Raw genomic sequence first — 22,651 nt, 5'->3', positions numbered from 1 at the left:
AGTCGTAGGGAACGATGCCATGAAAATCGATCGCCCTCTATGGGCTGCCGGGGCGCTGCTGTGCCCGCAGCAATTCCAGCAGCAGGCGCGCTGGGAGGCTTGGGCCAACGAGCAGCTCGCCCGTCTGACGCTGGCCCACCCCTGGGGTGTTCAGGTCGCAGGCTTTGACCTGGAGGCTTTGCGGCTGGGCAAACTCAAGGCGACCCAGTTGCGTGCGCGCATGCCCGATGGTACCTGGATCGACACTGAGCAAGTAGATCGCCTGCCTCCAGCCTTGGAGCTGGCGCAGTTGTTGGGTGATGACGATCAGCACGCGTTGCTGCACTTGGCCTTGCCGCTGGAGCAGGCCAATGGCAACAACTGCCTGTTTGAGGGCGGCAGAGTTGATCGCCCGATGCGTTATCGCCAGGCGTGGTGTGAGGTACAAGACATCTATGCGGATGAGGTTCAGACAATCGGTGTGATGGAGCACGCGCTGAGCCTGCGCCTGCATCGTGATGACAATGCTGATTACGTGACCTGTCCGATCGCGCGACTGGTGCGTGACGGGCAGGGCGCCTGGAGCCTCGACCCGGCCTATGTGCCGCCGCTGCTGAGCTTCGCTGCCCATGCCGGGTTGTTAAACCAGTTGGACAACCTGTTGACGCAGTTATCGGCCAAGCGGCAACGGCTGATGGGCATGCGCCGAGAAAGCAACCAACGCATGGCCGATTTTGCCGTGGCCGATGTGTCGCTGTTCTGGTTGCTCAATGCCTTGAATACCTATCAACCGGTATTGTCGGACCTTCAGGCGTTTCCCGCACGACACCCCGAGCAGGTCTATCAGCAACTGATAAAGCTGGCCGGCAGCCTGCTGACGTTCTCATTGGAGCACGATGTCGACAAGATTCCAGCCTACCGGCACGAGTCTTTGGAGGCTGTGTTCCCGCCATTGATGCACACCATTTCCCTGTTGCTGGAAGCCAGCCTGCCGTCGCGGGTGATTGCCCTGGAGCTGGACGAGCAGGGCGCCAATCGCTGGCAGGTCACGCTGAACGACCCGCGCCTGCGCGAGCGTGAGGGGGCTGATTTTTATCTGTCGGTGCGTTGCCGATTGCCCGCCGCGCAGTTGCAGGACCAGTTCCCACGCCTGTGCAAGATCGGTACGCCTGACGAGGTCAATCACTTGGTCAACGCTGCACTCGACGGCGTTCCACTGCACTCTCTCAGCCATGTGCCGGCGGCGATTCCATTGCGCCTGGAGAACCAGTATTTCGCGTTGGACCTCGATCATTCCAAGGGGCAGGCGGTGCTGGACGAAGGGGTATGCGCTTTCTATGTGCCAAGCACTTTGGCCGACGTGAAGCTTGAACTGTTTGCGGTGCTGCGCTCATGAACCTGACTGCCTCCAAAGAACGCACAGCGGCGGCTGTGGATATTGATGCGCTGTTGCAGGACACCTACCTGCTGGTGGTCGAGTTGCGCCAGGGCGCCTCCGTGACGCGCAGCCAGGACCTGTCGCAACTGTGTGTCGAGCAGGTTGAGCACGTTCGGCAGCAGTTGAAAGTGTCGGGCCTGAGTCAGCGCAGCATCGACCACATCAGTCACGCTCAGTGCGCGTTACTTGATGAGACCGTACTCACTTGCGCCGAAGGTGACGAGCACGCCTCCTGGGCCAGCGGACCGCTGCAGACCAAGTTCTTCAATCGTCATCAGGCGGGTGAATTTCTGTATGAGGACATGCGCGAAGTCTTGCGCGAGCCCGCCCCGGATCCACATGTGCTGACGGCCTTTCAGCGGGTATTGATGTTGGGCTTTCGTGGACGCTACCGTGACCTGAGTGATCCTGAGCGCGAGCAGTTGTTGGTTGCTCTCGGTGCACGGACCACGCCGCTTAACGTCAGTCAAAGCTTGATAACGCAGCCGGGTGGCGGTGAGGTCATTGCAGGTTTGGCTTGGCTGCGATCACCGCTGATCCACATGGTGGCCGTGGGCTTATTGCTGACAGCCACCTGGTGGGGATTGGATCATCTGTTGAGCGACGCTGTTGCCTCGCTCTTGCCGGATCAGGGGTAAGGGCGAGATGACCTTGAACCTGCATCGAGCCCTTTGCCTGTGGGCGGGCGCTCTGACCTTCGCTTTGCTGGTCATCATTCCACTCGGCCTGTGGGTGCGAGCGTTGGGTGTGTTGATCACAGTGGCTTGTGTTGCGTGGGCCTGGGTACTGTTGGGGCGTCGTGTAGCCCAACGCCGTGCATTGGTTTCATCGGTTGATAACAGACTCCTGCCTGCGGCAGCCTTTCGCCATCCTGTCGTGCTGGTCTGCGGTGACGGCCAGGATGGCTTGTTCGGCAGGGTTCCGGCCGAACAAATGGCCTTGCGCGTAACCGAACAAGGTTGCTATATCCGTGTTCCAAGCCTGGAGCAACTGCTGGCCTTCACCGATGGGATCCTGGCGTTACGCCCAAGCTGGGGTGGGCAACTCAGTGTGATGTTCACCGTTAATCCCGGTGCGCACAGTGATGGTGCTGTACTCGCCGGTCAGGTGCGGGCCTTCAGTCACCAATTGTCTTTGGTACGTAAACGCGGCATTGCACTGCCGTTATTGCTGGTGAGCTACCTGCAAACCTCGCAGGGCGAGAATCCTTGGTTCACTTGGGTCAATGGCCGGACTGACGTTCTTGTGCGGGATGCGGGTGCCTGTGTCAGCTTGGATCAGTGGCAGCAGCACAGCGCAGACTCCTCCGTACAGTCGGCGCGGATGCATGCCGGTGTACAACTGAACAGTCTCGTGGCCTGGTTGCACGCAGCGGTGCTGCCGTACCTCGCCACTCGCCGCTCCCCAGGGTTGGCGACGGTTTGTGCGGTCAGGCTGGTACCGGCTTTGCCCTGCGCCGCGCAGGGCAATCTGTGGCGGCAATGGTTGTGCAGTCGAGTGGCGCTGACTGACCGCCGATCAGCATCGAAGGATGCGGTTCTGCCTTTCCCGGATTCTTTACTCAACCTGTTCCCGCTCGGCCCGCTACGCACTCCTGTGCAGCGCGCAAGTGTCGCAGCCCTGTGGTTGTTTGCCCTTGCCGCTGCCGTGGCACTTGCAAGCTCGGCATGGCAGAACACCCTGCTGGTACGCCAAGTCAGTGATGATTTACGGCGTTATTCCGCCATTCCCCAGCCGACCCAGCGTGAGCAAAAAGAATTCCTCTGGCGTGAAGAGGCTGTGACCATTCTTCGTCAGGACGCCCAGCGTCTGGACGCGTACTACCGTCACGGCGTGCCCCCTGCATTCGGCTTGGGCCTGTATCGCGCAGAACGCCTTCGTGCGCCGTTGCTGGCGGTACTGGCCGCTCATGTTGAACCTGCGCCCGCTGCGGCCCCCATGCGCATTGCCAAGCCGGTGCGGCTGGACAGTCTGTCGCTGTTCGCCACTGGCAGCGCCCAGCTCAAGCCGGGTTCGACAAAGATCCTGATCAAGGCGCTGGTCGACATCAAGGCGCAGCCAGGCTGGCTGATCGTGATCGCCGGGCATACCGATGCCACCGGTGATCCGCAGAACAACCTTCGCCTATCCCATGCCCGCGCCGCCGCCGTACATGCCTGGATGCAGCAGATGGGTGGCATTCCCGACAGCTGTTTTGCTGTGCAGGGCTTTGGCGCGAGCCAACCGATCACTGATAACGACACCGAGGCGGGGCGTGCAGCCAACCGCCGCGTTGATATCCGTCTGGTACCCGAGGCAGGTGCGTGCGCGCTCTCTACCGCCGGGCCGGACAGACAACCCCCTGTCGCATCCAGCGACATTTAAATTCCCGAGAAAAGGAGTTTCACATGGCAATTCCCGTTTACCTCTGGCTGACAGATGACGGCGGCGCAAACATCAAAGGTTCGGTGGATGTGCAGAAGCGCGAAGGCAGCATCGAAGTCGTTGCCCAGGACCACAGCCTGTATATCCCCACCGACAACAACACCGGCAAGTTGACCGGTACGCGGGTACACACCCCGTTTCTGTTCTCCAAGGAAATCGACGCGTCCAGCCCTTACCTTTACAAGGCCGTGACCACCGGCCAAACCCTCAAAAGTGCTGAGTTCAAGTGGTACCGCATCGACGACGCCGGGCAGGAAGTCGAGTACTTCATCACCAAGCTGGAAAACGTCAAGGTGGTGAAAGTCGCACCGAAAATGCACGACGTCAAAGACCCAGGCAAAGAGAAGCACAACCACCTCGAACAGATTGAGTTGCGCTACGAGAAGGTCACCTGGACCTACAAGGACGGCAACATCATCCACTCCGATTCCTGGAATGAACGTCAGAGCGCCTGATGCGTGCGGAGCAGCAGGTGGGTTCTTGCCCGCTGCTCCCGGTGTGCTGGGCTGAGCGTCCGTTCGCGGGCGTTCAGCCAAACACATCGAATTGCAACTCCTCGGCCGGTTTTATCGATGACACACCCAGATCCCCGAACAAGGATGTAACCGTATGGCAGCCCATTCCACCCGCTTGCTTCGCCGTCTCAACCCTTACTGCGCCCAGGCATTGAGTGCAGCGGCGTCGCTGTGCCAGAACCGTGCGCACGCGCACATCACCATTGAGCACTGGCTGCTCAAGTTGCTGGGGCAGGGAGACGGTGATCTGACCGTGATCGCGCGTCGTTACGAGTGGGATATGGAAACGCTGTGGTACGGGCTGCTGGAGCATATCGATGGTCTGCCACGTAGCGTACAGAGCAAGCCGCAGCTGTCGGAACCGTTGCAGCAACTGATCAAGAACGCCTGGTTGCGGGCCTCGCTGGAAGGCAACAACGACAGCCTGCGCTCTGTCCACCTGCTGAGTGCGTTGATGGAAACCCCCAGCTTGCTGGTGTGTGAAGCCGCATGGCCCTTGCTCAGCCTCAGTGAGGCTCAATTGCAGCGGTTGACGGTGCTACTGGAGCAGACCTCCGAGGAGCGCGCCGACCTGCAGGGGGCAGGATCGTTGAACGATCCTGCAACGTCGTCGGTTGAGCCGCCCATGCTCCCTGCCAATGCCGTGAAAAAGGATGATGCGTTGCAGGCGGTGCTGGACAGATTCACTCAGGACCTTACCGCAAAGGCAGTGGACGGGAAGATCGACCCGGTGTTTGGTCGTGATGACGAAATCCGCCAGGTCATCGATATCCTCAGCCGTCGGCGCAAGAATAACCCGCTCCTGGTGGGCGAGCCTGGCGTTGGCAAAACGGCACTGGTCGAAGGCCTGGCGTTGAGCATCGCCCACGGCACGGTGCCGGACAGTCTCAAATCGGTCAGCGTACGCACCCTTGACCTGGGATTATTGCAAGCTGGCGCAGGCGTCAAAGGCGAGTTCGAACAACGGCTGAAAACCGTGATCGACGCCGTGCAGCAATCCGAGCAACCGATACTGTTGTTCATTGACGAAGCTCACACACTGATCGGCGCCGGCAACCAGGCTGGCGGCGCCGACGCGGCCAACCTGCTCAAGCCCGCCTTGGCCCGTGGCGAGTTGCGCACTGTCGCTGCGACCACCTGGAGCGAGTACAAGCAGTATTTCGAGCGCGACGCGGCCTTGGAGCGGCGCTTCCAGATGGTCAAGGTCGATGAACCGGATGATGCCAGTGCCAGCCTGATGTTGCGCGGCCTCAAAGGGCGCTACGCCACCCATCACGGCGTGCACATTCAGGATGCGGCCGTGCAGGCTGCGGTCAGCCTGTCGCGGCGCTACCTCACCGGGCGCCAGCTGCCGGACAAAGCAGTCGACCTGCTGGACACCGCCAGCGCCCGGGTGCGCATGAGCCTGGACTGCGAACCTCAGGTATTGATTCGCTTGAGTGCCCGGCAAGTGGCGCTGGAACTGGAGCGCCAAGCCCTCGAGCAGGATCAGCAGCTTGGCGGCAACGGTGCTGATGAGCGCCTGGCAGTGATTGCCGCGCAACATGCCGAGCTGCAACGCCAGTACATCAATCTGGAGCAGCAATACCAGCAAGAGCTTGACCTGGCCCTGCAACTGATTGATGCGCGTCAGGCGCAGCCGCCGCAGCGCGAGCGCTGCGCACAGTTGCAACGGCAGTTAAGCGATGTCCAGGGCAACCAGCCGCTGCTGTCGCTGGATGTCGACGCGCGTAGCGTGGCGCAAGTTATTGCCGATTGGACCGGGGTGCCACTGGGCAGTTTGCTCAAGGATGAACAGGCCAATCTGCTGTTGTTGGAGCAGCAACTGGGCGAGCGTGTCATCGGGCAGGCCCCGGCCCTGAGCGCCATGGCCCAGCGCCTGCGCGCGGCTAAAACCGGCCTCACCGATGACAAGGCGCCGCTGGGCGTGTTCCTGCTGGTCGGTACCAGCGGCGTGGGCAAGACCGAAACCGCCCTGGCCCTGGCCGACAGCCTGTTCGGCGGCGAAAAATCACTGATCACGCTCAACTTATCCGAGTACCAGGAAGCCCACTCCGTCAGCCAGCTAAAAGGCTCACCGCCCGGCTATGTCGGTTACGGCCAGGGCGGTGTGCTCACCGAAGCCGTGCGCCAACGGCCCTACAGCGTTGTGCTGCTCGACGAGGTGGAAAAGGCCCATCGCGACGTACTGAGTGTGTTCTATCAAGTCTTTGATCGCGGCTTCATGCGCGATGGCGAAGGGCGCGAAATCGACTTTCGCAACACCGTCATTCTCATGACCTCCAACCTTGGCAGCGACCTGCTGCAAACCTGTGCGCAGGAACAACCGGATGCACCGGACAGCGTGCTGCATCAACGGCTGCGCCCGATCTTGCGCGAGCACTTTCAGCCCGCATTGCTGGCACGCTTTCAAACCCTCATCTATCGCCCGCTGCAAGCCGACGCACTCAAGCGCATCGTGGCGATCAAGCTGGCCCAGGTCGCCACGCGCCTGCAACGCCATTACGGACTGGAGTGCCGGATTGACGACGCCCTGAACGATGCGTTGGTTGCCGCCTGCCTCTTGCCCGATTCAGGCGCGCGCAATATCGACAGCCTGCTCAACGAGCAAATTCTGCCGGTTATCAGCCAGCAACTGCTGGAGCGTCGGGCGGCGCAGCAGCGCACCCATGGAGTGAGGCTCGGCTACAGCGACGACGACGGTATCAGCCTGCACTTCACCGATGTTCAAGACACGGCGCAGCCCGTCGCTCTGGAGGTATGAGCATGTCCAGTGGATTGCGACACTTCTTTGATCACAGTCGGCATACGCTGAAGGTACGCAACGTCGAGGCCCGGCTCGATGTGCTGGCTTTTGAAGGCCAGGAACACCTGAGTCAGCCCTTCACCTATCGCGTCGAGTTCACCAGCACCGAACGTGACCTGGCCGCAGCAAGCCTGCTTGGCCAGGACGCCAGATTCAGCCTGCACGCCCCGCCGCTAAAACCGCCGCCTTTAGGCTTCAGCGCACCGGAGGTCAAACCGCTGCGCACCCTGCATGGCGTGGTCACCGGCTTCAAGCGCCAGTCCGGCTCCAATGACCAGGCCTCCTATGAGATCACCTTGCAGCCGCGCCTGGCCCTGCTCGGTCGCGGCCGGCAGTTCCGTATCTACCAGCACCAATCAGTGCCGGAAATTGTCGAGAGCATCCTGCGCGGTCGCCACGGACTGGAAGGCCAGGACTTCCTGTTCAGCCTCAAGCGTGAATACCCCAGGCGCGAACAGGTCATGCAATACGGCGAAAGCGACCTGGCCTTTATCGCCCGCCTGCTGGCCGAGGTCGGCATCTGGTACCGCTTCACCAGCGATGAACGCCTGGGTATCGATGTGATCGAGTTCTGCGACGATCAACGCCTCTACCAATTCGACGTCCAGCTGCCCCTTCGGCCGCAATCCGGGCTGGGCAGCAGCGGGCAGGATGCGGTGTGGCAACTGCAATCGCAGCACCAGGTAGTCGAGCAGCAGGTGCATTTCCGGGCTTACCACCATCGCGATGCCAGCGCCCACCTGAGCGGGCAAATCGACCAGAGCCGGGGCGCCACGACGACCTACGGCGAGGCCTACCACTACGCCGAACCCTATACCGCCCTCGGCGATCGGCTGGATCAGGACGAAGACCTGCAGAGCGAAAGCGGCTACTTCTACGCGCGCCTGCGCCACGAACGTTATCTGAACGGGCAGACCCAACTCAGTGGCGTGAGCAGCAGCGCCACCCTGGCACCGGGCCAGGTGCTCAAGGTCTCCGGCGACGCGCCGCAGGCCTTTACACCAGGGGCAGTGATCACCGGCCTGATTACCACCGCCGCCCGTGACAGCAGCTTCATCGCCTCCTTTGAAGCCATCCCCTATTCAGAAACCGTGTGCTTTCGCCCCGAACTGAAAGCCAAACCCCAAATCGCCGGCACCGTTCCGGCCCGCGTTACCAGCCCGCAGGCCAACGACCCCTACGCGAATATCGACCTCGAAGGGCGCTACCGGGTGAACTTCCTGTTCGATCGCGACAGCTGGAAGGCCGGCGAAGAAAGCGTCTGGCTACGCCTGGCCCGGCCTTACGCTGGCGATACCCACGGCCTGCATCTACCACTGATTGCCGGCACCGAAGTGGCCATCGCCTTCGAACAGGGCGACCCGGACCGTCCCTACATCGCCCATGCCATGCACGACAGCCGGCATGTGGACCACGTGACCCTGCGCAACGAAAAGCGCAACGTACTGCGCACCCCGGCCAACAACAAACTGCGCATGGACGACACCCGCGGGCAGGAGCACATCAAGCTCAGCACAGAGCACAGTGGCAAGAGCCAGCTCAACCTTGGCCATCTGGTGAATGCCTCGAAGCAAAAGCGCGGCGAAGGGTTTGAGCTGCGTACCGACGGTTGGGGGGCGGTTCGTGGCGGGAAGGGTTTGTTTATCAGTGCCGATGAACAAGGCCAGGCGCTAGGCGCGCAACTGCATATGGCGGCCGCCATTGAACAACTGGAGGGTGCGTTGTCGTTGGCTCGCACCATGGCCGAGGCAGCCCGCATTGCTCAGGCAATTCCCGGCGACACCAATAGTCAATTCGAACTTCGAGAGCGGCTTGCGGGATTACGGCAACCCGGTGTGTTGCTGCATGCCCCGGCCGGAATTGGTGTGCTCAGCCCCAGGGCCTTATGCCTGTCTTCCGTTGGGGAGAGCGTGGGCATCATGGCAGGGGCAACACTGATATCAGTGCCGGGCAGGACATTACTGCCGCCGCCGAGGGGGGCATAAGTATGTTTGCCCAAAATGCCGACCTGCGAATCAAGGCGGCTAAAGGCAAAGTCCACTTGCACGCACAGGGCAGCAGCCTCCACGCGCAGGCAAAGACCGATATCAATATTGAAAGTATCGAGGGCCGGATAGAAATCAGTGCGCCACAAGAACTGGTGCTTAAATGCGCAGGTGCCTACATTCGCCTCAAGGACGGCGATATAGAACTGGGTGCGCCTGGCAACATCTACTTTAAGGCGCCCCACGTGCAAAAGCTGGGCAGCGCCAACCTTAATATGCCGACCTCATCGTTGCCCGGCGGCTACTCGGGCGGCTATACCGTGAAATACGCAGCCCAGGCACCGTCGCCATTCTCCAACTATCGGATAACCACCGAGCAAGGTGAGGTATTCAGCGGAGTTACCGACAAAAACGGAGAGACGCTGAGCGTCCATACGTTACTGCCGGGAGACTTGAAGATTGAATTTCCTAATTCAGTCACGTATGACGAGCAACTTCGCCTGCTCGGTCCCGAGGGTCAGTTAGCAAGTAACCTTAAGTACTCGGCCACGCTGGCAGACGGAAGAATATTTGAGGGGGTGACCGATGCAAAGGGTTATACGCAACGCTTCGCGACTGAGCTGCCGACACCTATCACGCAAATAACACTTTACCCTTCTGAACCTGTTAAGGCGCTCTGTTGTGCCGCGCAAAATGCTCACGAGTCGGTGGAGATTGATCTGACGTCAAGTGATATCTCAACTACGGATATAGACGTGGGCAGTTCCACAAAGGATGTTTCTTTACCGGAAGGCAGAAAGCGTTCTTTGACAATAGGCGAAATTGCTATGGCGGGAACGCTTTTTAAGGACGCCATTGATTACACACGAGTTAAAGTGCATCACGGCCCGTGGTGGCTATTCAGTTATTTTCAGAATACCGCAGTAACTCCCAACGGTGAAATGTACTACCCAAGGAAAACGGGATTGTACAGGGATGATTTTTCCGATACCGCTGACCCTAGGGATAAAGCGCTATTCATGCATGAAATGACCCATGTCTGGCAGTACCAACTTGGGTATGACGTAAAAGTCGCCGGTTTGAAAGTCACCCGTAAGGGGGCTAAGGCTTATAAGTATCTATTGGCGGATGACAGAAAATTCTCCGATTACAACATGGAGCAGCAGGGGGAGATCGTGTCCGACTACTACATGATTTGCGTGTTGCAGAAGCCAAACAGTGTATGGAATCCGTCGAATTCGACAAAAAATCCAGTGTTGCTAGCAAAGACAATTGAAAGTTTTTTGCTTGACCCTGCGAGCAAGGCCAATTTTCCGCAAACAACGGATGTGGACAAAGATGAAAATTGATCAGTTAATAGTATTTTTTATGTTGTGCGTTTGCGGAGTGACGGCGCATGCAACAGTTTTGGGGCGTGAAGAGTATGCGAACATAGCTTCGCTAAATGGTCGGCCAGCCATCTGTTTGCGCAATGATTCAACTGCCTCGCTGGCAGTGGGATGGGTGACGTTGTCGGAAAGTTATTCTAATAAAATGGGTGTCTGGGGTTTGACACTCAGGGAGGGCGCATCACCGCTGATATTGAAGCCAGGCGAGTGCTTTTCATATGGTATGACACCGGCCGGATATGAGCCGTTAGTGAGTTATGGGCGCAATGAATACCCGTTGGTATTGGAAGCCGACAAAACCTACGTGTTCAGGTTGAACGATGCCTATCGTCCAACTGATTCACGCAAGGTTGTATTTTGTATAAAGAAAACCGCGACGGGTGCAGTGGAATATCTTCAATACACCCAGTTGGCCGATGGTAGTCAGATCGTTCCGGCGTGCGATGGAGCACGAAATGCAAAGGTAATAGAGCGGCATAGCAGGGGAGGGGTTAATAAATGAACGACTTCTCGCACCGTACCGATACGCTCAACCCGCGCAAAGAGGTTATCTGCGGCAAACAGAAACAGCATTGGATTGAGTTCCAGTTGCTGGATGAGCTCAGCGAGCCCCTGGCGAACCTGCCTTATCGCGCAGTGAACGAGGCCACTCGCGAAAAGCTGGTACCCGAGTTCGCAGGCCGTAGCGATGCTCAAGGCGTGATACGCATCGACGGTCTGCATCCGTTGCCCATCACGCTGCTGATAGAGGCCAACCCGTTGGCCGAGCTGTTGCAGACCCGTCGCTTGCGCGCCGAACGTGCCGAGCCGCCCCGGCCAGGTGTGGGGGAACGGACCCCCTTGTATGGTCCGCAGCGCTCGGGCTTCTCGCCAATCGAGAAAAAGGCGCTCGCCGCGGGCCATCAATATCACTACCTGCGCATTGGCCAACTGTGCGATGAGGCGCCGGATTTTGCACCGCCCTTGGCGGATAGCAAAGGACTTCCCGCCTACCACTTCCCCGATGGCAAGTTCCAGGGTTTCACCGTCAGCGGTGGGGAACTGGAACGTCGGCATGTACTGGAAGTCTGTCCGTTTCGTGCATGGTCGCTGGTGTTGCACCACCAGTCTGAGTACAGCCTGGCCAATGCCTACAACCTGGGGTTGATGAGCATTTTGGCGTATAGCTCCCTGCCCGAAAGTGAACCGGGTTCCGTCAAGGAGCTTTTCGAACAGCAATGCCTGGACTTGTCGCGCACACCGCGGGTGCTGGATAACGGCCAGGCTTGGCCTTGTTTGGTGAGCGATGTTCCGTTCAACGATCGCTATGTAAAGGTCGAGCCCCTGGACACCGCTAAGGCAGACCCACCGGAAGGTCATACCCAGTTGTTCTACGCGATCAGTGCATCCCAGGTGCTGGTGGCCTGGCGGGGTACTGAAATGGATGGTCTCGCTGATCTGAGTACCGATGCGACTTTTCGCCCGGTAAAGCCGCAAGTTTTGGCTGCTTGCGAGCCTAAGGTTCCCTGTGCTGATCTGACTCCTGTGGGCAGTGTGCATATGGGGTTTCGCGATGCATATGAGGTTGCTAGAAAGATCTTTGCCAAGGACCTGGGGGAGGCGATTCCACTCGAAACTCGTGACAAGGAGTTGTTCATCTGCGGCCACAGTCTGGGTGGAGCCCTCGGACTGGTACATGCAGCTTCATTAAAATCACAAAATCCTCTGCTCTACACCTACGGCATGCCCCGCACGTTCACCCTCCACGCCGTACAGTTTTTAGGCGACCTCTGGCACTTTCGCCATGTCAATGACACCGACCTTATCCCTCGGGTCCCGCCCGAAGCCGCGCTGGACAACTATCTGTATGACGTCTACGGCCCGATGGGCACGTTGATGGGGTTGACTTGGTCTGTGCGTCAAGCCGCGCTCGGCAGCATTTTCAAGCACGAAGACCCCTTCAGTCATCACGGCGAGATCGCCATGTTCTTCCGGGCCGAACAGCACCTCCAGCAGGGAATCACGCCATACCCTGCTTACCGCAAACCGGATGGCACACCCTATCGCAGTGTCATCACTGCCGAGCTCCCGGAAAAAGCCAAGCTGTATCTGGTTCCCAGCCTGAGCGAGGCCAATGATCAACAGGCCGATCAGGCCACCCAACGCCTCAATACATCCCTCGACGCAGAGAGCCGCGCCCGGTTTTTCCCGCGCTACGGCAACACTGCGGTCGGTCGAATGCTGCGCATTGGCGACCACTTTATGTCGCAGTACCAACCCTACATCCATAACCAGTTGCTGGAATCGATCAATCCCGAGCGCAATCCACTGTTGGAACGGCAGGTACGACGACGCGAGTTTGAACGGCAGATGGAGGAGCACGGCGACAGCATTCCCGAGGACGAACTGACCCGCAATCGTATTTTCCTCGACTTGCAGCGCCTGATGGACCGCGCCTTGCGTGTCACACACCAAACCGAAGGGGGCACCGAGGCGCTGGAGCGTTTCGATGCCATCGCCGACCCACAGGCTTATTACGAGAAAACCTATGGTTAAGTCCATCGCTTCGCTAAAGGGCAACACCAGTGCCCTCCGGTTTCCATTAGTTTTGTGTGCGGTATTTTTCAGCCTCAGCGGTTGCCGTCAGGATTACAGCCTGTCGCCACCTGCCGACAGCGAAAAAATAACCGTGACAGTAAAACTGCCTAAGGAGCTGAAAACCGAACCCATGTGGGTGATGTACCGCTCGGCCACCTGCAAAAGTATCGGCACGGGTGCCAGCGGGCAACGCACGGAACGGGATGGTCACCATTCGGTTTACAAGGAGTTTGAGCGCCAAGGTCAAAGCGATCTTTATCAAGTTGAGTTGCCCAAGGATGGAGGTGGCGCGTGCCGCTGGCATCTGGCGAATGTGACGTTTGGCGTGGTCTATGCCGATCCCTCACGTTATGGCGAGAACGTTATTGACGGAGGTGGTGGTGGGGTAGTCGTGATATTCGACTATAACAATTCGCCACGCGGCGGAGCCGACATCGAAGTCGATGGGGATTTGATGATAAAGAAGGACTATTACCCTTGGGTTAGCGAATCTTTTCTTGGTGGATATAAAAAGTATATTAGTCTGGCTGGTGAGAGTGATCTGTATCTGAAATATCAGGCCTTACAAGCTCGTAAGGTTTACTTCGAACCAGTCCTACATTCTGATTTCGTGCTCCGTTCGGTTGGAGTGAAAGAGAAGAAGGAGGGCAATTACGTTAAGTTTATCTTTCCCGACGGAAGCGTAGTGGCCGACGGTCGTCCGAATTCGAAGTTTCTAAAGATGCAAGCCATCCGCCTGGCTGCGGAGAGCAAATGAAACTTGGGCATTTTGCTGCATTTATCGCCTTGTTCGTGGGCCTCAGCGGTTGCCGTCAGGATTACAGCCTGTCGCCACCTGCCGACAGCGAAAAAATAACCGTGACAGTAAAACTGCCTAAGGAGCTGAAAACCGAAACATTGGAGGTCATGTATCGCTCGGGCGCGTGTAAAAGCGTTACTTACGGTGCTAGCGGCCAACGTATAGAGTTGGATGGACGTCATGGCATTGAAGTGCAGTTGCAACGTCAAGGACAAACAGATATCTATCAAGCAAAGTTGCCAATAGATGGTGGTGGTGCGTGCCGTTGGAAAATAAGCAATGTGATGTTTGGTGTTGCCTATATTGATCCGACTCGATTTGGCGAAAACGTGACGTTTGGAGGTGGGGGAGGGGTTTTGGTGAGGTTTGATAAAAACCGCCCTATGAGAAGCTCAGGGTTGCCAGTGAAGGTTGATGGAAATTTGAAAATAAAGAAAGATTATTATCCTTGGCTCGATGAGGAGTTTCTTGGGAGGTACAAAAAGACTATTAGATTGGCTGGCGAGGAAAATATTTATCTTAGTTACTATTCGCCCAAGGCTCGAATAATATATTTTGAGCCTGTTCTGTATTCTGAATTTTTGGTTCGCTCGGCTGGACCGATAGAGAAGAAAAAAGGGAATCGCACAACTTTTATTTATCCCGACGGCAGTGTTTTGGCAGACGGGCGATCCAAACCAAATTTCCGTAAATTGCAAGCCATCCGCCTGGCTGTGGAGGGCAAATGAAACTTGGTCATTTTGCTGCATTTATCGCCTTGTTCGTGGGCCTCAGCGGTTGCCGCCAGGATTACAGTCTTGCTCCGCCAGCCGACAGCGAAAAAATAACCGTGACCGTAAAACTGCCTAAGGAGCTGAAAACCGAAACATTGGAGGTCATGTATCGCTCGGGCGCGTGTAAAAGCGTTACTTACGGTGCTAGCGGCCAACGTATAGAGTTGGATGGACGTAATGGAATTGAAGTGCAGTTGCAACGTCAAGGACAAACAGATATCTATCAAGCAAAGTTGCCAATAGATGGTGGTGGTGCGTGCCGTTGGAAAATAAGCAATGTGATGTTTGGTGTTGCCTATATTGATCCGACTCGATTTGGCGAAAACGTGACGTTTGGAGGTGGAGGAGGTGTTTTGGTGAAATTTGATAATAATCGCCCGATGAGAAGTTCAGGGTTGCCGATTATTGTTGAGGGTGATCTGAAAATTAGGGAGGACTACTATCCGTGGTTGAGCGAAGCATTTCTTGGGGGGTATAGAAAACAGATTAGGCTGGCAGGTAAAGGTGATATTTACGTCAGTTATCAGGCAGTGCAAGCGCGTCAAATATATTTCGAACCAGTTTTGCATTCGGACTTCTTGGTTAATTCTGAAGGAACAAAAGTACACAAGGTCGGAAGCTTTATAAGCTTCACCTATCCCGGCGGAAGCGTCTTGGCAGATGGTCGTTCCACGCCTGATTTTCGCAAACTGCAAGCCATCCGCCTGGCTGCGGAGGGCAAATGAAACTTGGTCATTTTGCTGCATTTATCGCCTTGTTCGTGGGCCTCAGTGGTTGCCGCCAGGATTACAGTCTTGCTCCGCCAGCCGACAGCGAAAAAATAACCGTGACCGTAAAACTGCCCAAGGAGTTGAAAACCGAAACCATGTGGGTGATGTACCGCTCGGCCACCTGCAAAAGTATCGGCACGGGTGCCAGCGGGCAACGCACGGAACGGGATGGTCACCATTCGGTTTACAAAGAGTTGGAGCGCCAGGGGCAAAGTGATCTATATCAAGTTGAGTTGCCCAAGGATGGTGGAGGAGCGTGCCGCTGGCATCTGGCGAATGTGACCTTTGGTGTGGAATACGCTGATCCCGAACGTTTTGGCGAGAACGTGACCTTTGGGGTCGGAGGTGGCGTGGTCGTGATATTTGACGATAACAATTCGCCACGGGGTGGTGCGAATATCAAAGTAGAAGGGGATTTAATGCTCAAAGAGGACTACTACCCTTGGGTAGATGAAGAGTTTTTGGGGGCATATAAAAAAACCATTAACCTAGCCAGCAAAGAGGATATGTATCTTAGCTATCGAGCAATGCAGGCTCGTGTAGTGTATTTCGAACCTGTGTTGCACTCTGAGTTTTTGGTTAGTTCGGCAGGGCCAAAAGAGAAGAGAAAGGGAAATCACACAACTTTCACGTACCCTGATGGAAGTGTTGTGGCAGACGGTCGATCCAAACCAAATTTCCGTAAATTGCAAACTATCCGCCTGGCCGCTGAGGGTCACTAAGACTGACTCTTTCCACAGCGTTAGCCGGTCGAATTATTCAATAACCCTTGAGTGCGTTGAGCGCTCAAGTAAATAGCTCATGGAGTGCGTGATTATGTCGCAAGGATTTGTCTTGTTGGGCGATAAAACCACCAGTGGCGGCGAAGTCATATCGGCCTCGTCCACGATGATCGTTAATGGCAAGCGAGTGGCATGGGTCGGTGATGAAGTTCGTTGCCCACTGCCGGGGCACGGCGTTAACCCGATCGTCGAGGGTTGCCCTGACTGGACTGAGGGAGACCGGGAGATGGTGGTCCATGGCTGCCGTTGTGAATGCGGCTGCGCGTTGATCTCCAGTGCGCCCGATTGCGGGGTGGGTTAGTCATGGGCTGGGCTCGTCAACCCGCCGCTGTGGCCGATATGCCAGAGCCGCCGGTGATGTCACGTTGGTTATGGGCGGCAGCTTTGGCGGGGCTTACCGGTTTACTGCTGTTCTTGCTGCATGCTTCCGGGCGTATGCCGTTCATGCAGGCATTCGATATCCGGGTATTTTCCGGTTCGCCTTTGCTGATCTGGGTACTGGCGTTCGGTGCTCGTGCTTATACCTATGGCAGGGCCTTGGCCCATTACCGGTTTCTTGAGGAGCAGGCGCAAGAGGCGCAGCAATCCTGGCAGACCTGGGCTCAACGCTACATGGCTGTTTGCGCCAGTTGTGTGCTGCTGCCGGATCAGGTGTCTGTCAGCCGATTGACTCAAGGTTCGTCTGGCTTGCCTCCCTGTACAGGGCGAGCACGACGGATTGCAGCCTTACCTGCGCACCCAGACCGTGCTCGAGATGGATTGCAGATGCTGATCCAGGCCCTGGCGCCGTCGCTTAAGACGTTACCGGAGGGACAGGCGCTGCGGCTGACCTTGCTCAGCGATGTGGGGGCCGCGCAATACCAAAGCGTGCGTGATGCGTTGCAGCAGGTGTGGAGTGCCACGTTAAGCAGGACGCTCCCTGCAACAATCACCCTATCGGGGGAGTTGTCTTACCGCTGGCTCGAGGAAACGTTAAGAACCGCCAGCACGGCCATGGAACTGATCCTGGTCGTCCAGGTGAGTGGCGAGGAAGGGTACTCCGATGGGCTTGCCGCGTTGCTCCTGTGCCCGGATCGCTTGGCAGACGCTTTGACACTGCCGATAACGGCTGGTTTGTTACGGCCAATGCCGTTGGATATCAACCTGCTGGGCAGCGAACTGCCGCAGTTGCTGCAGACGCAAATCAGGGCCAGAGAAGCAACTGCTTTACTGGCCGACGACGCGAGTTGGCAGCCATTAACCAGCGAAATACTCGTTACTGCGGCGGCTCATGGCGGTTCGCTCAACGTGGGGCAAGCGTGGATTCAAGAGGCTCTTTGCGGGTTGCCAGGGCCGCTCGGTCACTGGCTGGTAACCGCACTGGGCGTGGAGCTGGTTCGGCATCAGCGTCAGCCGGTGCTGGTGTTGGTTCGCGAAAGAACGACGCATTGGATCAGCACTGTTACCACGGGAGAGTGGGCATGAACGCTTGGAACAATTCATGGCGCCTCGTGGGGGCAACGATATGGATCATCACGCTTTTAATCGTGCTGGGATGGGGGGTGTTGACGTTCGGTGAACGGATAGGTTTAGTCGAGAATGCGCAGAAGGTAATGGCTTTGTTACTGGTCATCACCATCGCATTGGTGGGCTATGTTGCACCACGCTTGTTGGCCCATCTGAAAAAACAGCGTCACCGAGAACAAGGACAGGCGGATAACGTCTATGCGCCCTCAGACGCGCAGATGAAGTTGCCTCGCCAGCCGAGCGTTGATCTTTCAGAACTGCGTGATCAACTACGTCACCAATACGGATTTTTCTGGCGTCGCAGAGTCCGTCTGTTATGGGTCGTGGGTGAACCGTCCCAAATTGAAGCCATCGCTCCGAACCTGACCAAGAAATATTGGCTGGAAGGCCAAAACACCGTGCTGCTGTGGGCCGGCAGCGTTCAGGGTGACCCCCAAGACGCGTCGCTTTTATAGTGGCGCGGCCTGTGTCGCAGGCGTGCGCTCGATGGGGTGGTCTGGGCATTGAGCAAAGACCAATGCACCGATGCCACCGCCATGAGCACCGGTGCCCGTCGCCTGCAAAACCTGGCCCGTGCTTTACGTTGGCAACTGCCGTTGCACCTATGGCAGGTCGGCGACAGTGCATGGTCTCAGGACGGTCGCGATAGCCAACCCGTGGGTTGTCTGCTGCCATCACGACTCACTTCCCCGGGTTTGGAAAACAGCCTGGATAGCTTGCTCGACCCTTTGCGCCGCGCGGGCCTGGCGCAAATGCACGATGCCATGACTCATGACTTCCTCCTGCGGCTGTCCCGCGATTTACAGGCCGAGGGCATTGCCCGTTGGCGCCAGGTACTGACGCCGCTATTGGGCGAGTTTTCCCGCGGTGTACCGTTACGCGGCCTGTGGTTCAGTCTGCCGCTGCCGCCTGTTGAGAGCACGCTCGAACACTTTTGGCTGGTGCATACGTCCTGGCAAGGCGTTCTCAACGATAAAGCTGCCAGCGGCCGTCGGCTGGGCTGGGGCGCACACCGAACCGCCTATGCGCTGGCCTTGGGATTGGCCGTGCTGTGGGGGGCTGGACTGCTGCTGTCTTTCGTCAGCAACCGCGCGCAAATCGCCCAGATACACACCTCGCTTGCTGCCCTGCAATACGCCTTGCACGGTGACGAGCAACTCCAGGCCCTCAACGAACTGGTCCGCGAACTGGCACGCCTGGACGATCGCGTCCAGGGCGGCGCTCCGTGGTATCAACGCTTCGGCTTGAGCCAAAATCAGGCACTGCTCGAAACGTTGTGGCCACGTTATGTCGAGGCCAACAACCGCCTGATCCGCGACCCGGCCGCCGCCACGCTGCGCCAGCAGCTCAACGCGCTGGTCAAGCTGGCGCCGGACAGCCCCGAGCGTGCCGAACGTGCCCAAGAGGCCTACGCCCAGCTCAAGGCTTACCTGATGATGGCGCGCCCGGAAAAAGCCGATGCCGGTCTCCTGGTCAAGACCCTGAGTGACGTTGAGCCCTCGCGCGCAGGTATATCTCCCGGGCTTTGGCAAATCCTGGCGCCCAACCTGTGGCAGTTCTACGGCGAACACCTGAGCGCAAACCCTGCATGGCGCATCGAGACCGATCCCAGGCTGGTGGCACAGGTCCGCCAGGTGCTGCTCGGCCAGTTGGGCCGACGCAATGCCGAAGCCAGCCTGTACCAACAACTGCTCGACGACGCCGCCAATCACTACGCCGATCTGGGCCTCCACCAACTGGTGGGCGACACCGATGCCCTGGCCCTGTTCTCCACCGATGCCAGCGTGCCGGGCGTCTTCACCCGCCAGGCGTGGGAGGGTCAGGTGCGTCAGGCCATCGACGCGATCGCCGCGGGCCGCCGCGAGGAAATCGACTGGGTACTCAGCGACAAACCCAGCGACATCGACACCCGCTTGAGCCCGGACCAGCTCCGCGAGCGGCTCACCGAACGTTACTTCCAGGACTACGCCAATGCCTGGCTGAAACTGCTCAACAGCCTGCGCTGGCAGCAGGCCGGCAGCCTCGCCGACGTGATTGACCAACTGACGCTGATGAGTGACGTGCGCCAATCCCCACTGATTGCGTTGATGAACACGGTGGCCTATCACGCTCAGGCGGGCACCCGCACCGAAGCGTTGGCCGACTCGCTTGTGAAGTCCGCGCAACAGCTGATCGGGCAGGACAACGCGCCATTGATCGACCAACTGGCCCACCTGCCCGGCAGCCCCTTGGACGCCACTTTTGGTCCCTTGCTGGCGCTGCTGGGCAAAGGCCCGGAGGGCAAGAGCGGCGCCGATGGCCTCAGTCTCCAATCTTTCCTCACCCGCGTGACGCGGGTGCGCTTGAAGTTGCAGCAAGTCAGCACGGCGCCCGATCCGCTGGAAATGACCCAGGCACTGGCGCAAACCGTGTTTCAAGGCCGCAGCATCGACCTGACCGACACCCAAGCCTACGGCAGCCTGATGGCCGCCAGCCTGGGGGCGGAGTGGGGCGGGGCGGCGCAAACGTTGTTCGTGCAACCCCTGGAACACGCCTGGCAACGCGTTTTGCAACCGTCGGCGGCAGGGATCAACAGCCAGTGGCAACGCTCGATCGTCAGCCATTGGGATGATGCTTTCGCCAGCCGCTACCCGTTCACCGCCACCGCCAGCGATGCGTCCTTGCCGATGCTGGGCCAGATGATCCGCGCAGACTCCGGCCGCATCGAGCAGTTTTTGCAGCGGCAACTGAGCGGTGTGTTACGCAAGGAGGGCAGCCGCTGGGTGGCAGACCCGCGCCACAGCCAAGGGCTGCGCTTCAACCCGCAATTTCTGACTGCCATTAACCAGCTCAGTGATTTGGCCGACGTGCTCTACACCGATGGCGGTATGGGGCTGAGTTTTGAACTGCAGGGCAAACCGGTACGCGATGTGGTGCAAACCACCTTCATCCTCAACGGCGACAAGCACCAGTACTTCAATCAGAAGGAGAGCTGGCAGCGCTTCAACTGGCCGGGGCGTAGTGACTATCCCGGCGTCAGCCTGAGCTGGACCAGCGTGCTGGCCGACGAACGGTTATTCGGCGATTACCCCGGCACCTGGGGCCTGATTCGCTTGCTGGAGAAAGCCCGGGTCACGCCGCTGGACGATGCTGACAGTCGCTACCGCATGGTACTCAAGGCGCCCGATGGCCTGAACCTGATCTGGCACCTGCGCACCGAGCTGGATGCGGGGCCGTTGGCGTTGCTCAAATTAAGGGGGTTCAAGTTGCCTCAGCAGATATTTCTCAGTGAGAACGCCGCCGAAACGCCTTATGCGCAGAACGGGAGTTTCCCATGAGCCTGCGCACCTTGATCGCCCGCTGCCTCGGCGAGCGCGACGCATTGTCCGTCGCCCGCGAGCAAACCGCCCACTGGCAAGCCTGGCTGCACCCCATCAGCACCGACTTCCCCGTCGGCGAAGACCCCGGCTACGACGATGACTTCCAGCGCATGCGCGAAGAGGTCAACAAACTTTCGGGCGCCGATGCCGAGCAGGTGGCCCAACTGGCGCACAAGCTGTTGATCCACAACTGCAAGGACCTGCGTGTCGCCACCTATTACCTGTGGGCACGCTTGCACAAGGACGGTGAAGTCGGCCTGGCCGACGGCCTGAGCCTGCTGGCCGCATTGGTGGAACGCTTTGCCGACGCAGTGCTGCCCCTCCGCCCCAACAGTCGCAAGATGGCCCTGGAATGGTTGGCCGGGGGCAAGGTGCTGGACACGCTGTCGCTGTACCCGGAAGTGGTCAAGGCCGAGGCCGAGCGCACTGCCGCAGCACTCGCCTGGCTGGAGCGCGGGCTGGGTGCGTGGCCGCAGGAGCAGCGCCCAAATCTGGAACCCCTGTATGCCGCCCTGTCCGCGAGATTGGCGCAGTCCGGTGGCATGGACGCCTTGGTGCCGCAGAATATTGCCAGCCATGAATCGACTGCACAGGCGCCAGCGGCGCAGGTCAAGTCCGGGCGCGATCTATTGGACAGTGGCCGGGCCTTGGCGGAATACCTGCGTGATCAGCCTTTGGGCTGGCTGGCGGCCCACCGCCTGATGAAAAGCTTGCGTTGGGACACCGTGCATCAAGCTCCACCTCAAGATGCGCACAACAACACGCGCCTGACGCCACCGCGCAGCGACTATCGGGCACAGCTCAAACGTTTGTACCTGCAACAGAATTGGTCGGAGTTGATCGAGCAGGTCGAGCGGATCTATGCCGAGGGTGTGAACCATTTCTGGCTGGACTTGCAGTGGTACCTGTATCAGGCGCTGAGCAAACAACCCGCGCCGCAGGATCGCTGGGCCGATATCGCCAAGCGTGACCTGGGCATGTTCCTTGAGCGCCTGCCGGGCCTGGAGGTGCTGTGTTGGAGCGACGGTAGCGCCTTCGCCGATGAGACCACCCGCGAGTGGATTGCCCAGCACGTCAGCGGCAACCAACCCCGGCAATGGTTACCCGTACCTTCAATGGCGCCGTCGACCGGCGATACCGACATCCTGTCCCTGGAGGACGAGGCAGTCGCCCAGGCCGACAGCGACGGCGTGGACCAGGCGCTGGCCTGGCTGGCCGCACGCCCCGGTATCCATACCGGGCGCCAACGCTGGCTGCTGCGCCTGCTGATGGCGCGCGTGGCCGAGCAGTATGCCAAAAGCGATCTGGCCATCCACCTGTTGGCAGAGCTGGACGCCACTGCACAACGCCAGGCCCTGGCCGAGTGGGAGCCCGAGCTGAACTTCGAGGTCAAGGCGCGCCTGCTCAAGCTGTTGCGGGTCAAAGCCCAGCGCAATGACGCCGACAAACCCACCCTGGCGCGGCGCATGGAAGCCCTGCTGGCGGCATTGGTGGCCATCGATCCGGTACGCGCCGCAGTGCTCTGTGGCTAACCCTCTTACATCAGGATT

General features: G+C 58.6%; 14 protein-coding genes and 2 pseudogenes. All 16 read left to right on the top strand.

The genetic code is table 11. The annotated features are described in order from the left end of the window. Positions 1-19 precede the first annotated feature (19 nt). The 16 genes and pseudogenes from tssK (at position 20) to tssA (ending at position 22,633) form a co-directional block, all read left to right on the top strand. On the top strand, positions 20-1,375 hold the full coding sequence (tssK, locus tag KZX66_RS04360; RefSeq protein WP_248076772.1) for a type VI secretion system baseplate subunit TssK: 1,356 nt from the start codon (positions 20-22) through the stop codon (positions 1,373-1,375). Next, entirely contained in the window at positions 1,372-2,055 is a 684-nt protein-coding gene (gene tssL, locus KZX66_RS04355) for a type VI secretion system protein TssL, short form (protein ID WP_248076770.1), read from the top strand. Before tssK ends, tssL begins: the two co-directional genes overlap by 4 nt. A gap of 7 nt (positions 2,056-2,062) precedes the next feature. Further along, positions 2,063-3,781 (top strand): OmpA family protein, encoded by a 1,719-nt coding sequence (locus KZX66_RS04350; RefSeq protein ID WP_248076768.1) that lies wholly within the window; start codon positions 2,063-2,065, stop codon positions 3,779-3,781. A gap of 23 nt (positions 3,782-3,804) precedes the next feature. Next, positions 3,805-4,296, top strand: a complete 492-nt coding sequence (locus tag KZX66_RS04345) for an Hcp family type VI secretion system effector (RefSeq protein ID WP_248076766.1) — start codon at positions 3,805-3,807, stop codon at positions 4,294-4,296. Positions 4,297-4,450: 154 nt separating this feature from the next. Further along, positions 4,451-7,120: a type VI secretion system ATPase TssH gene (tssH, locus tag KZX66_RS04340; protein ID WP_248076764.1), complete on the top strand. Its 2,670-nt coding sequence runs from the start codon at positions 4,451-4,453 to the stop codon at positions 7,118-7,120. A gap of 2 nt (positions 7,121-7,122) precedes the next feature. Beyond that, positions 7,123-9,374 (top strand): annotated as a pseudogene (gene vgrG / locus KZX66_RS04335) (type VI secretion system tip protein VgrG); the annotation flags it as partial. 1,111 nt (positions 9,375-10,485) lie between these two features. Then, positions 10,486-11,037, top strand: a complete 552-nt coding sequence (locus tag KZX66_RS04330) for a hypothetical protein (protein WP_248076762.1) — start codon at positions 10,486-10,488, stop codon at positions 11,035-11,037. After that, positions 11,034-13,070 carry a lipase family protein gene (locus KZX66_RS04325; RefSeq protein WP_248076760.1) on the top strand — a complete coding sequence of 679 codons (2,037 nt, stop codon included), beginning with the start codon at positions 11,034-11,036 and terminating at the stop codon, positions 13,068-13,070. The genes KZX66_RS04330 and KZX66_RS04325 overlap by 4 nt, the downstream gene beginning before the upstream one ends. Next, a complete protein-coding gene (locus tag KZX66_RS04320) occupies positions 13,063-13,869 on the top strand; it encodes a hypothetical protein (protein WP_248076758.1) in 807 nt (268 codons plus the stop codon). Before KZX66_RS04325 ends, KZX66_RS04320 begins: the two co-directional genes overlap by 8 nt. Next, complete coding sequence (locus KZX66_RS04315) at positions 13,866-14,639, top strand: hypothetical protein (protein ID WP_248076756.1); 774 nt, start codon at positions 13,866-13,868, stop codon at positions 14,637-14,639. Before KZX66_RS04320 ends, KZX66_RS04315 begins: the two co-directional genes overlap by 4 nt. Then, complete coding sequence (locus KZX66_RS04310; RefSeq protein ID WP_248076754.1) at positions 14,636-15,409, top strand: hypothetical protein; 774 nt, start codon at positions 14,636-14,638, stop codon at positions 15,407-15,409. Before KZX66_RS04315 ends, KZX66_RS04310 begins: the two co-directional genes overlap by 4 nt. Continuing rightward, positions 15,406-16,176, top strand: coding sequence for a hypothetical protein (locus KZX66_RS04305; protein WP_248076752.1), 771 nt, complete (start codon positions 15,406-15,408; stop codon positions 16,174-16,176). The genes KZX66_RS04310 and KZX66_RS04305 overlap by 4 nt, the downstream gene beginning before the upstream one ends. A gap of 79 nt (positions 16,177-16,255) precedes the next feature. Then, positions 16,256-16,537, top strand: a complete 282-nt coding sequence (locus KZX66_RS04300; protein ID WP_348983787.1) for a PAAR domain-containing protein — start codon at positions 16,256-16,258, stop codon at positions 16,535-16,537. 2 nt (positions 16,538-16,539) lie between these two features. Then, a complete protein-coding gene (locus KZX66_RS04295; protein ID WP_248076750.1) occupies positions 16,540-17,700 on the top strand; it encodes a hypothetical protein in 1,161 nt (386 codons plus the stop codon). 260 nt (positions 17,701-17,960) lie between these two features. Next, a pseudogene (locus KZX66_RS04290) lies at positions 17,961-21,059 on the top strand (ImcF-related family protein). Next, positions 21,056-22,633 carry a type VI secretion system protein TssA gene (tssA, locus tag KZX66_RS04285; RefSeq protein WP_248076748.1) on the top strand — a complete coding sequence of 526 codons (1,578 nt, stop codon included), beginning with the start codon at positions 21,056-21,058 and terminating at the stop codon, positions 22,631-22,633. Before KZX66_RS04290 ends, tssA begins: the two are co-directional and overlap by 4 nt. Positions 22,634-22,651: the final 18 nt, after the last annotated feature.

The sequence above is a fragment of the Pseudomonas sp. EYE_354 genome (assembly GCF_023148575.1).
In the GTDB taxonomy this organism is placed as follows: Bacteria; Pseudomonadota; Gammaproteobacteria; order Pseudomonadales; family Pseudomonadaceae; genus Aquipseudomonas.
Note: the sequence above shows the minus strand (reverse complement) of the source record. Positions and strands in the feature narration are given on the sequence as shown.

Excerpts from the sequence above, each read along its gene's own strand:
- tssK (WP_248076772.1), top strand. The coding sequence starts at position 20 with ATGAAAATCGATCGCCCTCTATGGGCTGCCGGGGCGCTGCTGTGCCCG.
- tssL (WP_248076770.1), top strand. The coding sequence starts at position 1,372 with ATGAACCTGACTGCCTCCAAAGAACGCACAGCGGCGGCTGTGGATATT.
- KZX66_RS04350 (WP_248076768.1), top strand. The coding sequence starts at position 2,063 with ATGACCTTGAACCTGCATCGAGCCCTTTGCCTGTGGGCGGGCGCTCTG.
- KZX66_RS04345 (WP_248076766.1), top strand. The coding sequence starts at position 3,805 with ATGGCAATTCCCGTTTACCTCTGGCTGACAGATGACGGCGGCGCAAAC.
- tssH (WP_248076764.1), top strand. The coding sequence starts at position 4,451 with ATGGCAGCCCATTCCACCCGCTTGCTTCGCCGTCTCAACCCTTACTGC.
- KZX66_RS04330 (WP_248076762.1), top strand. The coding sequence starts at position 10,486 with ATGAAAATTGATCAGTTAATAGTATTTTTTATGTTGTGCGTTTGCGGA.
- KZX66_RS04325 (WP_248076760.1), top strand. The coding sequence starts at position 11,034 with ATGAACGACTTCTCGCACCGTACCGATACGCTCAACCCGCGCAAAGAG.
- KZX66_RS04320 (WP_248076758.1), top strand. The coding sequence starts at position 13,063 with ATGGTTAAGTCCATCGCTTCGCTAAAGGGCAACACCAGTGCCCTCCGG.
- KZX66_RS04315 (WP_248076756.1), top strand. The coding sequence starts at position 13,866 with ATGAAACTTGGGCATTTTGCTGCATTTATCGCCTTGTTCGTGGGCCTC.
- KZX66_RS04310 (WP_248076754.1), top strand. The coding sequence starts at position 14,636 with ATGAAACTTGGTCATTTTGCTGCATTTATCGCCTTGTTCGTGGGCCTC.
- KZX66_RS04305 (WP_248076752.1), top strand. The coding sequence starts at position 15,406 with ATGAAACTTGGTCATTTTGCTGCATTTATCGCCTTGTTCGTGGGCCTC.
- KZX66_RS04300 (WP_348983787.1), top strand. The coding sequence starts at position 16,256 with ATGGAGTGCGTGATTATGTCGCAAGGATTTGTCTTGTTGGGCGATAAA.
- KZX66_RS04295 (WP_248076750.1), top strand. The coding sequence starts at position 16,540 with ATGGGCTGGGCTCGTCAACCCGCCGCTGTGGCCGATATGCCAGAGCCG.
- tssA (WP_248076748.1), top strand. The coding sequence starts at position 21,056 with ATGAGCCTGCGCACCTTGATCGCCCGCTGCCTCGGCGAGCGCGACGCA.